This is a genomic window from Pseudomonas sp. GW822-FHT05A08 (genome assembly GCF_058800485.1).
The window spans coordinates 5,391,773-5,406,276 of record NZ_CM179511.1; the positions used below are offsets into that span (position 1 = coordinate 5,391,773).

Annotated in this window: 12 protein-coding genes; 1 reads left to right on the forward strand and 11 read right to left on the reverse strand. The window is 61.5% G+C overall.

What is annotated here, in order from left to right:
- Nucleotides 1-134: 134 nt before the first annotated feature.
- The 11 genes from astD to acs all read right to left on the reverse strand — a co-directional run bounded on the left by astD (nt 135) and on the right by acs (nt 13,308).
- Nucleotides 135-1,604 (reverse strand): succinylglutamate-semialdehyde dehydrogenase, encoded by a 1,470-nt coding sequence (astD, locus tag AC3RCP_RS24140; protein ID WP_492570869.1) that lies wholly within the window; start codon nt 1,602-1,604, stop codon nt 135-137.
- A complete protein-coding gene (gene astA / locus AC3RCP_RS24145; RefSeq protein WP_007921553.1) occupies nt 1,601-2,626 on the reverse strand; it encodes an arginine N-succinyltransferase in 1,026 nt (341 codons plus the stop codon). Before astA ends, astD begins: the two co-directional genes overlap by 4 nt.
- An 82-nt stretch (nt 2,627-2,708) precedes the next feature.
- Nucleotides 2,709-3,728, reverse strand: a complete 1,020-nt coding sequence (gene aruF / locus AC3RCP_RS24150; RefSeq protein ID WP_101338818.1) for an arginine/ornithine succinyltransferase subunit alpha — start codon at nt 3,726-3,728, stop codon at nt 2,709-2,711.
- A 133-nt stretch (nt 3,729-3,861) separates the two neighbouring features.
- Nucleotides 3,862-5,082, reverse strand: a complete 1,221-nt coding sequence (locus tag AC3RCP_RS24155) for an aspartate aminotransferase family protein (protein ID WP_492570842.1) — start codon at nt 5,080-5,082, stop codon at nt 3,862-3,864.
- A 338-nt stretch (nt 5,083-5,420) separates the two neighbouring features.
- Nucleotides 5,421-6,401: a transcriptional regulator ArgR gene (gene argR / locus AC3RCP_RS24160; RefSeq protein ID WP_007921547.1), complete on the reverse strand. Its 981-nt coding sequence runs from the start codon at nt 6,399-6,401 to the stop codon at nt 5,421-5,423.
- Nucleotides 6,402-6,515: 114 nt separating this feature from the next.
- Entirely contained in the window at nt 6,516-7,280 is a 765-nt protein-coding gene (locus tag AC3RCP_RS24165) for an ABC transporter ATP-binding protein (RefSeq protein WP_007921545.1), read from the reverse strand.
- Between the two features lie 23 nt (nt 7,281-7,303).
- Nucleotides 7,304-8,416, reverse strand: coding sequence for a succinylglutamate desuccinylase/aspartoacylase family protein (locus tag AC3RCP_RS24170; protein WP_101338820.1), 1,113 nt, complete (start codon nt 8,414-8,416; stop codon nt 7,304-7,306).
- A gap of 1 nt (nt 8,417) precedes the next feature.
- On the reverse strand, nt 8,418-9,116 hold the full coding sequence (locus AC3RCP_RS24175; protein WP_007921542.1) for an ABC transporter permease: 699 nt from the start codon (nt 9,114-9,116) through the stop codon (nt 8,418-8,420).
- Nucleotides 9,113-9,802, reverse strand: a complete 690-nt coding sequence (locus AC3RCP_RS24180; protein ID WP_007921541.1) for an ABC transporter permease — start codon at nt 9,800-9,802, stop codon at nt 9,113-9,115. The genes AC3RCP_RS24175 and AC3RCP_RS24180 overlap by 4 nt, the downstream gene beginning before the upstream one ends.
- A 91-nt stretch (nt 9,803-9,893) precedes the next feature.
- On the reverse strand, nt 9,894-10,670 hold the full coding sequence (locus AC3RCP_RS24185; protein WP_007921537.1) for an ABC transporter substrate-binding protein: 777 nt from the start codon (nt 10,668-10,670) through the stop codon (nt 9,894-9,896).
- 682 nt (nt 10,671-11,352) lie between these two features.
- Complete coding sequence (acs, locus tag AC3RCP_RS24190; RefSeq protein ID WP_007925196.1) at nt 11,353-13,308, reverse strand: acetate--CoA ligase; 1,956 nt, start codon at nt 13,306-13,308, stop codon at nt 11,353-11,355.
- 412 nt (nt 13,309-13,720) lie between these two features.
- On the opposite strand from acs, the gene AC3RCP_RS24195 reads away from it, so the two are divergent.
- Complete coding sequence (locus AC3RCP_RS24195; protein ID WP_081002338.1) at nt 13,721-13,984, forward strand: DUF2790 domain-containing protein; 264 nt, start codon at nt 13,721-13,723, stop codon at nt 13,982-13,984.
- Nucleotides 13,985-14,504: the final 520 nt, after the last annotated feature.

Sequence of the window (14,504 nt, forward strand, 5' to 3'; positions counted from 1 at the left end):
TTCGCGGGACGATCGCAGCCTGCGGCAGCGGCTACAGGGTTACCACAACCACCGACGCCCCACCGCTCTCTGTAGCCGCTTCGCAGGCTGCGATAAGGTCCACAAGACCTTCCGGCAATCTGCGGTGCAACCCATCACCCCAGGCGTACACCCGGCGTCAGCGCGCTCGGCAAGGTCAGGCTCGAGGCTTCCAGCGACGCCACCGGGTACGCGCAGTAATCCGCCGCGTAATAGGCACTGGCGCGATGGTTGCCCGAGGCACCCACACCGCCGAACGGCGCGCTGCTCGCGGCACCGGTCAGCTGCTTGTTCCAGTTGACGATACCGGCCCGGCTTTCCAGCCAGAACTGCTGGTAACGCGCCTCGGAATCCGACAGCAGACCCGCTGCCAGGCCGTATTGGGTGTCGTTGGCCTCGGCGATCGCGGCTGCGAAATCGGCGTAGCGAATCACTTGCAGCAAGGGGCCGAACAGTTCTTCGTCCGGGCGCTCGGCCACCGCGGTCACGTCGAGAATGCCCGGGGTCAACAGCGCGGCCCGGGCCTGCGGCTGGGTCATTTCCAGCAGCGCCACGGCGCCATTGGCCAACAGGTTTTCCTGGGCCTGCATCAGCGCGCGGGCCGCGCCAAGGGAAATCACCGAGCCCATGAACGGTGCCGGCTGCTGGTCGAACGCACCGACCTCGATGGTCGAGCTGACCGCCACCAGGCGCTCCAGCAACTGATCGCCCCAGGCGCCTTGCGGCACCAGCAGGCGGCGCGCGCAGGTGCAACGCTGGCCGGCGGAAATGAAGGCCGACTGGATGATGGTGTAGACCGCCGCGTTCAGGTCCGCGACCTGGTCCACCACCAGCGGATTGTTACCGCCCATCTCCAGCGCGAGGATCTTGTCCGGGCGGCCGGCAAACTGCTGGTGCAGGTGATTGCCGGTACGACTGGAACCGGTGAAGAACAGACCGTCGATCCCCGGGTTGGCAGCCAGGGCGATGCCGGTTTCCCGCGCACCTTGCAGCAGGTTCAGAACGCCTGCCGGCAGGCCGGCTTCGATCCAGCACTTGACGGTCAGCTCGGCGACTTTCGGGGTCAGCTCGCTGGGCTTGAACAGCACGCTGTTACCCGCCAGCAGCGCAGGAACGATATGCCCGTTAGGCAGATGGCCTGGGAAGTTGTAAGGGCCGAACACCGCCACCACACCGTGAGGCTTGTGGCGCAATACCGCGGTGGCGTCGCCCAGCGGGCCGCTCTTCTCGCCGGTACGTTCACGGTAGCTCTGCACCGAGATCGCGATCTTGTTGACCATGCTGGTCACTTCGGTGGCGGCTTCCCACAGCGGCTTGCCGGTTTCCTCGCCGATGCAGCGCGCCAGTTCGTCGGCATGGCTTTTCAGGCTGGCGGCAAAGGCTTCCAGCACCGCGATCCGCTCGTCCAGCGACCGCTTGGCCCAGGCCGGGAATGCCTGGCGCGCGGCCTGCACCGCACTTTCAACCTGGGCGACGGTGGCGCCGTTGCCCGACCACAGCACCTGCTGGGTCACCGGATTCAAGGATTCAAAGGCTTCGCCCTGGCCTGGCAGCCATTGGCCTGCGATGTACAGCGTGTTCATTATTTCGACTCCCGGGAAGCAGACAGCGCAACGGCACGGACCTGATCGCCCGCATTGAGTTGCAGGCGTTTGGCGGTCAGCGCATCAACCACCAGGGTGCCCGACGCGAAGCGCGCGGGTGCAGCGGTGATCCGGCAGTCCTCGCGCTTGCGGTTGTGAATCAGGAAAGGCGTGGCGTCGTCGCCCGGCGTGCCGATGGCCAACACCAGCGCCTGGCTGTCGCGCACCGCACGGATCTTGGCGGTTTCGCACTCCACCGCCGGGCCGGCGTCGAAGATGTCGACGTAACCCTGGTAGCTGAAGCCCTCGCTCTTGAGCATGGCCAGAGCCGGCTCGGTATCGGTGTGCACCTTGCCGATCACGTTGCGCGCGCCCTCGGAGAGGAAGCAGGTGTACAGCGGGAACTTCGGCATCAGTTCGGCGATGAACGCCTTGTTACCCACGCCGGTCAGGTAGTCGGCCTGGCTGAACTCCATCTTGAAGAAGTGCCGGCCCAGGCTTTCCCAGAATGGCGAGCGCCCGGCTTCATCGGACATGCCGCGCATCTCGGCGATGATCTTGTTGCCGAACAGCTGCGGGAATTCGGCGATGAACAGCATGCGTGCCTTGGCCAGCATGCGGCCGTTGAGGCCGGTGCGATAATCGGCATGCAGGAACAGCGAGCACAGCTCGGAATTGCCGGTCAGGTCGTTGGCCAGGAACAGCGTCGGAATCTCGCGGTAGATGTTCAGTTCCTGGGAGGCGCTGACGGTCAGGCCGACCCGGAAGTTGTACCAGGGCTCGCGCAGGCCAACGGCGCCGGCGATCGCGGAAATCCCCACCACGCGGCCATTGTCGTCCTCGAGCACGAACAGATAATCCGCATCGCCCCGCTCGGCTTCGCCACGGAAGGTCTTTTCCGCCCAGCCCACGCGATGTTTCAGGCGTTCTTCGTTGGCCGGCAAGGTGGTAAGGCCGGTGCCGGTGCTGCGGGCCAGGTCGATCAGAGCGGGTAAGTCGCTGCTGCGTACGGGACGAACGATCATGCTATCTCCTCAGACGGGAGCCGCTGACGGCCCCCGCGAAACTCGCTGCTTTCCAGGATTCTTCCGGCATTTGCCGCAGCCGTTAAACCGCCACCAGGCGCACGCTGGCACCTTCGCCGACGCCCAGGGCTTCGGCCGCTTGCAGATCCAGGGTCACCGGCTTGCCCGGCGCGTAATCCAGCTCCAGCAGCACCGCGCGGTAATCCTGCAACTGCGCATTGGCGACCAGGTACTGGCGGCCGCCGCCCCTGGCGACCTCGCCGATCTTCACCGGCACCACGCGGCTCTGGGCGATCGAGCGGATCCCCGAGACCCGGGCGTGCAGGGTCGGGCCACCGTCGAAGATGTCGATGTAATGGTCGGTCTCGAAACCTTCACGCATCAGGATGTCGAAGGTGATCTGCGCCCGCGGGTGCACCTGGCCCATGGCTTCCTGCGCGGCATCCGGCAGCAGCGGCACATAGATCGGGTAATGCGGCATCAGCTCGGCGAGGAAGGTGCGGCTTTTCAGCCCGCACAGACGCTCGGCGGCGGCGTAGTTGAGGTCGAAGAAGTTGCGACCGATGGCATCCCAGAACGGCGAGTCTCCATTCTCATCGCTGTAGCCAACGATCTCGGTCACCACCGAATCGGCGAAACGCTCAGGGTGGCTGGCGACGAACAGCAGGCGGCCGCGGGAATTGAGTTCCGACCACGGCGAACCCACCAGCTCCGGGACCACATAGAAGCTGGTCAGCAGGCTGTTGCCGGTCAGGTCGTGGCACTGGGAAAGCACGTGGATCTTGTTGTGGATCTTCAGCTCGCGGGAGGCGTGCACGAAGGTCTCGTTACGGAAGCTGTAGAACGGCTCGGAATAACCGGCCGAGGCGACGATGGCCGAGCAACCTACCAACTTGCCGGTTTCGGTGTCTTCGAGGACGAAGAAGTAGCTCTCCTCGCCATTGAAGCTCACCTCGGCGGCGAACGAAGCCTCGCTTGCGGCGATCTTGTCGCTCAGGCGTTCCACGTCATCCGGCAAGGAAGTGACACCAATCGGGCTGTCCGCAGCCAGACGCTGTACCTCGCCCAGATCAGCCATTTGCGCGGGGCGCATCACCAGCATGGTGTCACTCCTTACTCGAAACAGGCCGGCCAGGAGGCCGACTCAGGGAAAAAAATGCCGGGACAGCCCGGCACCGAAAATGAGGCTCGACGCCTGCCCTGCAGACAAGCGCCGAGAAGTACCGCGGCCCGAATCAGGCCTGGGTCAGCTTGGTGACCGCGCGCTCGAAGCGCAGCAGGCCCTCTTCGATGTCCGCTTCCTCGACCACCAGGCTCGGGGCGAAACGCACCACGTCCGGGCCGGCCTGGAGGATCATCAGGTTTTCTTTTTCAGCGGCGTTGAACACGTCCTTGGCCTTGCCTTTCCAGGCATCGCTGAGCACACAACCGAGCAGCAGGCCCAGGCCACGCACTTCGGTGAACAGGCCGTATTTCTCGCCGATCTGCAGCAGGCGGGTCTTGAAGCGATCGTGCTTGGCCTTCACGCCGTTCAGCACTTCGGGCGTGTTGATCACGTCGATCACCGCGCCGGCCACCGCGCATGCCAGCGGGTTGCCGCCGTAGGTGGTGCCGTGGGTACCGACCACCAGGTGCTTGGCCAGCGCCTCGGTGGTCAGCATCGCAGCAATCGGGAAACCGCCGCCCAGGCTCTTGGCGCTGGTCAGGATGTCCGGGGTCACGCCGTAGTGCATATAGGCGAACAGCTCGCCGCTGCGGCCCATGCCGGTCTGCACTTCGTCGAACACCAGCAGCGCGTTGTGCGCGTCGCACAGCTCGCGGGCGCCTTGCAGGTAAGCCTGCTCGGCCGGCAATACACCGCCTTCGCCCTGGATCGGCTCCAGTACCACCGCGCAGGTCTTGTCCGAAATCGCCGCTTTCAATGCCGCCAGATCGTTGTAGGGAACGTGGGTGATACCGGTGATTTTAGGACCAAAGCCATCGGAGTATTTCGACTGGCCGCCGACGTTCACGGTGAACAGGGTGCGACCGTGGAAGCTGTTGAGGGCCGCGATGATTTCGTATTTTTCCGCGCCGAAACGGTCGAAAGCGACACGACGGGCCAGCTTGAAGGCGGCCTCGTTGGCCTCGGCCCCGGAGTTGCAGAAGAACGCGCGCTCGGCAAAGGTGGCGTCGACCAATTTGTGGGCCAGGCGCAGGGCCGGCTCGTTGGTGAAGACGTTGGATACGTGCCACAGCTTGTTGGCCTGCTCGGTCAGAGCAGCAACCAGCGCCGGATGGGCGTGGCCCAGTACGTTGACCGCGATCCCGCCGGCAAAGTCGATCAGCTCTCGGCCCGACTGATCCCAGACTCGGGAACCCGCGCCACGCACAGGAATGAAAGCCGCAGGCGCATAGTTGGGAACCATGACCTGATCGAAATCGGCGCGTTGCACCGGAGCTTGCTCAACGGACATCGGAGTCTCCTGAAGAGGAACGCCTGCCTGAAACTGGCGAGCGATGGGGGGATTGTAAGGACAGTTTTCTGCCCGGCCTTGTCGCCAAGCGACAACTTCTTATAGCGCCAACCCCGGTTTTACACGGGTTTACGGCAATGCGACAAATAGCGTCGCAAAGGCGCAGTTTAAACTGCTGGAGGCTTTAACGGCAGGATTGTCCAACGATTTGCACCACACATTACGGCGCCATCGCGAGCAAGCTTCGCTCCTACAAAAGGAAGTGATCTTCTGTAGGAGCAGCCGGTCGACGCTCGATTGCTCGCGATAAAAACTGACAGACAAAACGAAGAGGTGGATCAACCGCGCTCGGAAGGCACCGAAGACAGTTCGAACGGGCTGCTGCTGCGCCGCTGGTTGCGGTCCTCCCGCGGCGTGGCGCCGAAGAAGTTGCGGTAGGCGCTGGAGAAATGCGGCCCCGAGGAGAAACCGCAGGACAGGCCGATCTGGATGATCGATTTGCTGGTCTGCATCAGCATCTGCCGCGCCTTGTTCAGGCGCAATTCCAGGTAGTACTGGCTCGGCACGCGATTGAGGTATTGCTTGAAGATCCGCTCCAGCTGCCGACGCGAGACGCACACATGCTGGGCGATTTCGTCGGTGGTCAGCGGCTCCTCGATATTGGCCTCCATCAGCAGCACCGCCTGGGTCAGCTTCGGGTGGCTGGAACCCAGGCGGTTCTGCAACGGAATGCGTTGGCGCTCGCCGCCTTCGCGGATCCGCTCTACCACCAGTTCTTCCGAGACCGCGCCGGCCAGTTCCGCGCCGTGGTCACGGGCCAGCACCGCCAGCAACAGATCCAGCACCGACATTCCGCCGCAGGCCGTCAGGCGATCGCGATCCCAATCGAACAGATGACTGGTGGCGATGACCTTGGGAAAACGCTCGGCAAAATCATCCTGCCAGCGCCAGTGCACCGCCGCCCGATAACCGTCGAGGAACCCCAGCTGCGCCAGGGGATACACACCGGCGGACAAACCACCGATCACACAGCCGGCGCGCACCAGTTGCTTGAGCGCGCTGCTCAGGGCCGGCGCCAGGGTGGCAGGCGGCTCATCGGCCAGCAGGAACAGTTTCTGGCAGCCTTCGAGCTTGCCCGACCAGGGCTCACCGGGCAGTTGCCAGGCGCCGTCGGCCGGCGCTTCGGCCTGCAGGAAGGCCAGTTCGTAGACCACTTCCGGATGCACGCGCTGAGCGACACGCAAGGCCTCCTCGGCCAGCGCCAGCGTCAAGGCTTTAGTGCTGGGCCAAATCAGGAAACCAATTCGATGGGCAGTCATGGCGGGCAATCCGAAACGAAAACAGTGTTAGAGGCCAAAGGCGGCTGCAACCAAATTAGACCATCTGGCGCGCGGTGCGCAGCATGACCTAATTTGGTGCATTACGGGAGCGATTTACTTCAGGCTGCCCGAGAGGAATTGTTGCAAACGTTCCGATTGCGGATTGACCAGCACTTCGCGGGGGTTGCCGCTCTCTTCCACCAGGCCCTTGTGCAGGAATATCAGCTGATTCGAGACTTCACGGGCAAAGCCCATTTCGTGGGTCACCACCACCATGGTCCGGCCTTCCTGGGCCAGGGCCTGCATCACTTTCAGCACGTCGCCCACCAGCTCGGGGTCGAGCGCCGAAGTCGGCTCGTCGAACAGCATGACCTCAGGCTCCATCGCCAGCGCCCGGGCGATCGCCACACGCTGCTGCTCACCGCCGGACATGTGGCCCGGGTAGGCATCCTTGCGATGCGCCACGCCGACCTTGGCCAGGTAGTGTTCGGCCTTTTCACGGGCTTCGGCCTTGGGTACGCCGAGCACATGCACCGGCGCTTCCATGATGTTTTCGATGGCGGTCATGTGCGACCACAGGTTGAAATGCTGGAACACCATCGACAGGCGCGAACGCATGCGCTGCAACTGTTTTGGATCGGCCGCCTTCAGGGCGCCGTCCTTGTTCGCCACCAGCTTCAACTCTTCGTTGTTCAGCAGGATCTTGCCGGCGTGCGGCTGCTCCAGCAGGTTGATGCAACGCAGGAAGGTGGATTTGCCGGAGCCACTGGAGCCGATGATGCTGATCACATCGCCAGCCGCCGCTTTCAGGGACACGCCCTTGAGCACTTCGTGACTGCCATAGCGTTTATGCAGGTCTTGGACTTCAAGTTTGTACATGCTGTCGGTTCTCACAAAAGCAGTCAGTCGTTGAGCAAGCGCCCGTGCCGCAGCGCTTCGCGCCCCGCCACCTTGGCCAGCCAGAAACCGGGTTGGGCGTAACGCAGCCGCTCAACGGCGAACAACACGCCGCTGGTGCCAGCACACAGGGTGCTGACCCGATCGGATAAGGGATCAATCACTTCAAAAATCGGCTCGCCCTTCTCCACCCAGCTACCGGCCGGACGCAGAAAACTCACCACGCCGGGATGCGGCGCAAACAACAATTCGGTGCCTTCGAAAGGCATGGCCTCACACGCTTCATGCTGCGGCGCCGGCCATTCGTCCGCGATCAGCCCCTGCTCGGCGAGAAACGCCAGGATGCCCTCGGCGTGCGCCTCGGCTTGCGGACGACCGGTGTCGGCCTGACCGCCCAGCTCGAGGGTGGTCGCCAGGCAGGCCAGCGGAATCTGCGCCTGCGGGAACTGGCGCGACAGGCGCAGCCAGGGCAGCGAACAGGCCTCGTCGAACGAACTGCCGCCAGAGTCTTCCGCCAGCAAGCCGACCCGCACGTTCAGATGGGCTGCCAGCGAACGCCACTGCGGCCAATGCTGCGGCAAGGCGTACATATGCAGCGCCGCTTCCGTATCACAGTGCAGGTCCAGCACCACGTCCGCGGTGCAGGCATGACTCAGGAGAATACGCTGCATGCCTTGCAGCTGGCTCGATGGCGCCGGCAGTTCAGCCAGCACATCACTCATGGCCTGGCGAATCATCTGGATATTGGCGTGCGGGTCATCCCCCAGGCACCCTTCCAGGCGGGCCGCGACCGGCACACTCAGCTCGACGAAATCGCGATTGAAGTTCTTGCCGCTGCCGGCCTCGAACCGCCCCTGGTGATTGCCTTGCAACAACTGCCCCAGGCCCATCGGGTTGGCCACCGGCACCAGTTCGATCACGCCGTTCAGCGCGCCCTGGGCTTCCAGTTCGGCCAGGCGCTTTTTCAGCTCCCAGGCGGTGCGCATCCCGGGCAGTTCGTCCGCATGCAGACTGGCCTGGATATAGGCCTTGCGCTCGCCGTGGCCGAAACGGAACACCGAGATCTGCCGCTCGCTGCCCAGGTGGCTCCATGGCAATGCGTGGTCAATGCGTTCCATATCAGTGCTTCCGCGGCGCCAGGTAACGCAGCCAGCGGCCTTCGGCCAGCTTGAACAGGCGCACCAGGATAAAGGTCAGGCACAGGTAGAACACGCCGGCGGTGATGTAGGCCTCGAACGGCAGGTAGTACTGCGCGTTGACCGTACGGGCCGCACCGGTGATGTCGATCAGGGTCACGATGGAGGCCAAACTGGTGGTCTGCAGCATCATGATCACTTCATTGCTGTACTGCGGCAGTGCCCGGCGCAAGGCCGACGGCAGCAGGATGCGGGCATACATTTTGTAGCGCGACATGCCCATGGCCTTGGCCGCTTCGATCTCGCCGTTCGGCGTGGCCTTGAGGCTGCCGGCGATGATTTCGGCGGTGTAGGCGCTGGTGTTGATGGCAAATGCCAGGCACGCACAGAAGGTCGCACTGGACAGCCAAGGCCAGAGGAAGCTTTGACGCACCACGTCGAACTGCGCCAGGCCGTAGTAGATCAGGAACAGTTGAACCAGCATCGGCGTGCCGCGGATCACATAGGTGTAGAGCCAGGCGCTGAGGTTGACGATCGGCTGCTTGGACACCCGCATCAACCCCAGGGGCAGCGCCGCCAGCAGGCCGAAGAACAGCGACAGGGCCAAGAGTTTCAGGGTGGTCAGCAGGCCGCTGAAATACAGCGGCAAGGCCTCATAGATGACGTTGTAGTCGAAGATCATAGATCAGCCGCCCTTACGCCTACCGAGTAGCGCTTCTCAAGGTGACGCAATGCCAGCAACGAGACACTGGTAATAACCAGGTACATCGCCGCCACCGCGAGGAAGAAGGTGAAAGGCTCGCGAGTGGCGTCAGCCGCCTGCTTGGCCTTGAACATCATGTCTTGCAGGCCCACCACCGAAATCAGCGCGGTGGCCTTGGTCAGTACCAGCCAGTTGTTGGTAAAGCCCGGAATCGCCAGACGGATCATCTGCGGCACCAGCACCCGGAAGAACACCTGGAAGCTGTTCATGCCGTAGGCCATGCCCGCTTCCGCCTGCCCCTTGGGAATCGCCATGAAGGCGCCACGGAAGGTCTCCGACAGGTAGGCACCGAAGATGAAGCCCAGGGTGCCGATACCGGCAGCCAGCGGGTTCAGGTCGATGTAGTCGTCGTAACCCAGCATTGGCGCGACACGGTTGAGCAGGTCCTGGCCGCCGTAGAAGATCAGCAGGATCAGCACCAGGTCGGGAATCCCGCGGATCACCGTGGAATACAGGTCGCCCAGCCACGCCAGCCAGCGCACCGGCGAGAGACGCAGTGCGACCCCGATCAGACCCAGAACGATGGCCAGGGCCATGGACGACAAGGCAAGCTGAAGCGTCAGCCAAGCGCCATCGAGGATGACAGCCCCGTAGCCTTTCAACATGATTCAGGTCCTCGAAAATTGGGATGAAAAAATGGCGCAAACTTCAGAGATTCTGCTGCTTGCGCCATCTCGGACTTGCTGATTCGACGATTTACTGGCCGTAAATGTCGAAGTCGAAGTACTTGTCCTGGATTTGCTTGTACTTGCCGTTCTCGCGAATGGCGGCGATCGCACCGGTGATCTTGTCTTTCAGCGCATCGCCTTTGCGTACGGCGATACCCACGCCGTCGCCGAAGTATTTGCTGTCGGTGAACGCCGGGCCGACGAACGCGAAGCCTTTGCCGGCGTCGGTTTTCAGGAAGCCGTCATTCAGCAGGGTAGCGTCTGCCACGGTGCCGTCGAGGCGACCGGCCGCCACGTCCAGGTAGATCTCGTTCTGCGAGCCATATGGCTTGATCTCGGCACCCAGCGGAGCCAGCACTTCACGGGCGAAACGCTCGTGGATCGAACCGCGCTGCACGCCGATGTTCTTGCCCTTGAGCTCGGTCAGGCCATCGCTGACCTGGGTACCGGCCTTCATGACCAGACGCGCAGGGGTGTTGTAGTACTTGCCGGTGAAGTCCACGGACTTCTTGCGGTCGTCGGTGATCGACATGGACGACAGGATCGCATCGATCTTGCGAACCTTGAGCGCAGGGATCAGGCCGTCGAACTCCTGCTCGACCCACACACACTTGACCTTCATTTCTTCGCACAGGGCGTTGCCGATGTCGTAGTCGAAACCGACGATGCTGCCGTCCGGCGCCTTGGAGGCGAATGGAGGGTAAGCCGCTTCGATACCAATTTTCAGAGGCTTTTCATCGGCGAACGTCGGCAGGGAAAGTACGGAGGACAGTGCCAGGGCGCCAAGAAGCACGAGTTTCTTCATCTTAGGACTCCATCGGTAAAGGGCGAAAACGGCAGAGTGAGCGACAGCCCAATATGCGAATGGGTGGAACCTGATAGCGGTGCTGCGTCCTTGAGGACCTGGCCACGAACCTCATGCGGGTTCCCGGGCAGGCAACGACGAGCGAGTGATCGGCATTCTAACGACAGGCCCGAAGCCGATATTTCCTCAATGCGACAACAAATTACAGAAGCACCGAGAAACCAGGTCGAGCACATTGACAGCTCTTCAAGTTTATGCAAGAGCAAAAGACGGTAAACCAATCTGTGCTGCAAATTGCGGGCCTATTATTCGCAAAGCCTTCTATTCCGGCAAGCGCAGCGTTATGACTTATTTTTTACCGCCCCCGCAAAGGCCCTGAAACAGGGCTTGGCGTTTCTCATTGCCCCGAATCCGGGCAGCGGGTTACACATTCCCCTCCCCCGGTAACATTCAGATATGCCTGATGGACATACCGATATTTATTCGATCGAAAAGCCGCTGCCTGTAGCCGCTGCCGCAGGCTGCGATAAGGCCCGAAGGGCCTTTCAGGGCCTTCAAGAGCGCGTCTCCTGCGGAGCCGATCGCAGCCTTCGGCAGCGGCTACAGGGGAACTGAGTAACGCCCATAAAAAAGCCCCGCCCGGCACAAGGCCGGGCGGGGCTTTCGCTGACACAGGTCCGTCTCAGGCGACGTTCATGGTCTTGTGGGTATCGACCAGATGCTGCACCACGCCCGGGTCCGCCAGGGTGGAGATATCCCCCAGGCTGTCGTACTCCGCCGTGGCGATCTTGCGCAGGATACGGCGCATGATCTTCCCGGAACGGGTCTTCGGCAGGCCAGGCGCCCACTGGATGACATCCGGCGAGGCGATCGGACCGATTTCCTTGCGCACCCAGTTCTTCAGCTCCAGGCGCAATGCTTCGCTCGGTTCTTCGCCACCGTTGAGGGTGACGTAGACATAGATGCCCTGCCCCTTGATGTCGTGGGGCACACCGACCACCGCCGCTTCGGCGACTTTCGGGTGAGCGACCATCGCGCTTTCGATCTCCGCGGTCCCCATGCGGTGGCCGGAGACGTTGAGCACATCGTCCACCCGCCCGGTGATCCACCAGTAGCCGTCTTCATCGCGACGGGCACCGTCACCGGTGAAGTACATGCCACGGAACGTCTTGAAGTAGGTATCGACAAAACGATCGTGGTCGCCATACAGGGTGCGCGCCTGGCCTGGCCACGAATCGAGGATCACCAGGTTGCCTTCGGCGGCGCCCTCGATAATGTTGCCCAGGTTGTCCACCAGCGCCGGCACCACGCCAAAGAACGGACGCGCCGCCGAACCCGGCTTGAGGGCATGGGCGCCCGGCAGCGGGCTCATCAGGGTGGCGCCGGTCTCGGTCTGCCACCAGGTATCGACGATCGGGCAACGGGATTGACCGACATTCTTGTAGTACCAGTCCCAGGCTTCCGGGTTGATCGGCTCACCCACCGAACCCAGCAGGCGCAGGCTGCTGCCATCGGCGCCTGCGCAGGCGGCGTTACCCGAGGCCATCATGGCGCGGATCGCGGTCGGCGCGGTGTAGAGGATATTGACCTTGTGCTTGTCGACGATCTTCGCCACGCGGGTCACGTCCGGATAGTTAGGCACGCCCTCGAACAGCACGGTGGTCGCGCCATTGGCCAGCGGACCATAGACGATATAGGTGTGGCCAGTAACCCAGCCGACGTCGGCGGTGCACCAGTAGATTTCCCCCGGACGGTAATCGAATACGCGCTCGTGGGTCAGGGCCGCGTACAGCAGGTAGCCGCCAGTGGTGTGCTGCACGCCTTTGGGCTTACCGGTGGAGCCGGAGGTATAAAGGATGAACAGCGCTTCCTCGGCACCCATTTCTTTAGGTGCGCAGACGGTACCGGCCACTTTCATCAAGTCTTCGTACCAGATGTCGCGATGCTGGTTCCACTTGATCTGGCCATTGGTGCGCTTGCACACGATGACCTTCTGGATGCTGCTGGTTTCCGGGTTGGTCAGCGCATCGTCGACATTGGCCTTGAGCGGAATCTTCTTGCCCGCGCGAATGCCTTCGTCGGCGGTGATCACCACTTTGGATTTGCAGTCGATGATCCGCCCGGCCAGCGCTTCCGGCGAAAAGCCGCCGAATACCACCGAGTGAATCGCGCCGATCCGGGTACAGGCCAGCATGGCGACCACGGCTTCGGGAATCATCGGCATATAGATAGTCACCACGTCGCCGCGGTGCACGTCCTGGCCACGCAGGGCGTTGGCGAACTTGCAGACCTGCTCGTGCAGTTCGCGGTAGGTGATGTTGCGGCTTTCGGAAGGATCGTCGCCTTCCCAGATGATCGCGATCTGATCGCCGCGCTCGGCCAGATGGCGATCCAGGCAGTTGTAGGAAACGTTGAGGGTGCCGTCGGCAAACCATTTGATATCGACATGGTGATCGTCGAAGGAGGTCTGCTTCACCGTGGTGAAAGGCTTGATCCAGTCGAGGCGCTTGGCTTGCTCGCGCCAGAAGCCGTCCGGGTTGACGACCGACTGCTGGTACATGGCCTTGTAGGTCGCCTCGTCAGTCAGCGTGTTGGCCGCAACCTCGGGACGAACGGGATACAGAGAAGCCGCACTCATCTTTCTTACCTCGGTGACATAGTTGTTGTTGTATGACCCCGTTGTAGCCGGGGCGGGCCTATAGAACCATTCGACGATGGTAGTAACAACCCCCAGCCGATCCCCCTGAAAAGTGCTTTACCCCCTCTATTACGGGACTTGCGGTAGTTTCTGCGGTAAGTAGAAGACCGCTGCCAGGCCGCTGGGGGTCGTTTTTACCGGGATTGTTACAAAAACCGTCAATAGTGTTTATCAAAAGCACGCCTGTATAGCGCCTACTCAGGCGCCTAAAATCAACCTCGCCAACAAGGCAATGTGATTAACCAAGTTACAGCCCCCACGAAGGCAGTTAATCCAGACTTCTACTCAAGTTCCACACGCAGCCCCACAAAGGCTGCGTGACCCCACACGACCTTAGAAAGGTGAAATCAAAATGAAAGCTTTATTAGTTCTGGCCCTCAGCAGTCTTTGCGTTACAGCAATGGCCGACGAGATCCCGACTGATGTCGCAAGCCAGCAACCAGCAGTAGAGGAATACTCTTACTCGTCCGACCTGGACATCGCCAAAGTTATATCCATGAGCGAAGTTCCAAATGTATGCGAAGTTGTACCTGCACGTATGGAATATGAAGACTCGAAAGGTCTGCGGCACATTCTGCAATACCGCGTCATGGGTAACGGCTGCTCTAACGGCTGATACTAAAGTTGCTCTTCAAGTTCCAACAATTGCCGGCCGCAAGAGATCTTTCTTGCGGCAAAGATGGCCAGATGCACAGCTGAATCCAGACTGGTTGCAAGCCATCGCCCAATGCAGTGCGACCACGGCTTTCGCACTCCCCTTTTTCATCTGTCGAGCCACCTTGCAGGGAGCGTTTCCGTATCGCCCCAAGGGGCTTGATGATGGTCCGAAAATGCCTTCTCGAGCATCAAGAGCGACCTCGGGTGGCAACCCGGGACAGTAGTGTTTCAAAGGTCAAGAATTGATCATCCAACACAAGATGTAGTGGCAAAAGCGTTTTTTTGCTTATTTTTTGAGCAAAATATACGACTGACAATTTGTACCGTGAATTGAACACAATCCTGTCTACCAAAGCCCACGACCTTCCCTGTAAGCCATGTACTACAGGGCTTGCAGAGCATTGCGCGAAAAAGCCAAGGCCTCGGATCGCTTCCAGGCGGCAAAAAACCGCAAAACCGGGTGAAAAAAAATCTTTGCC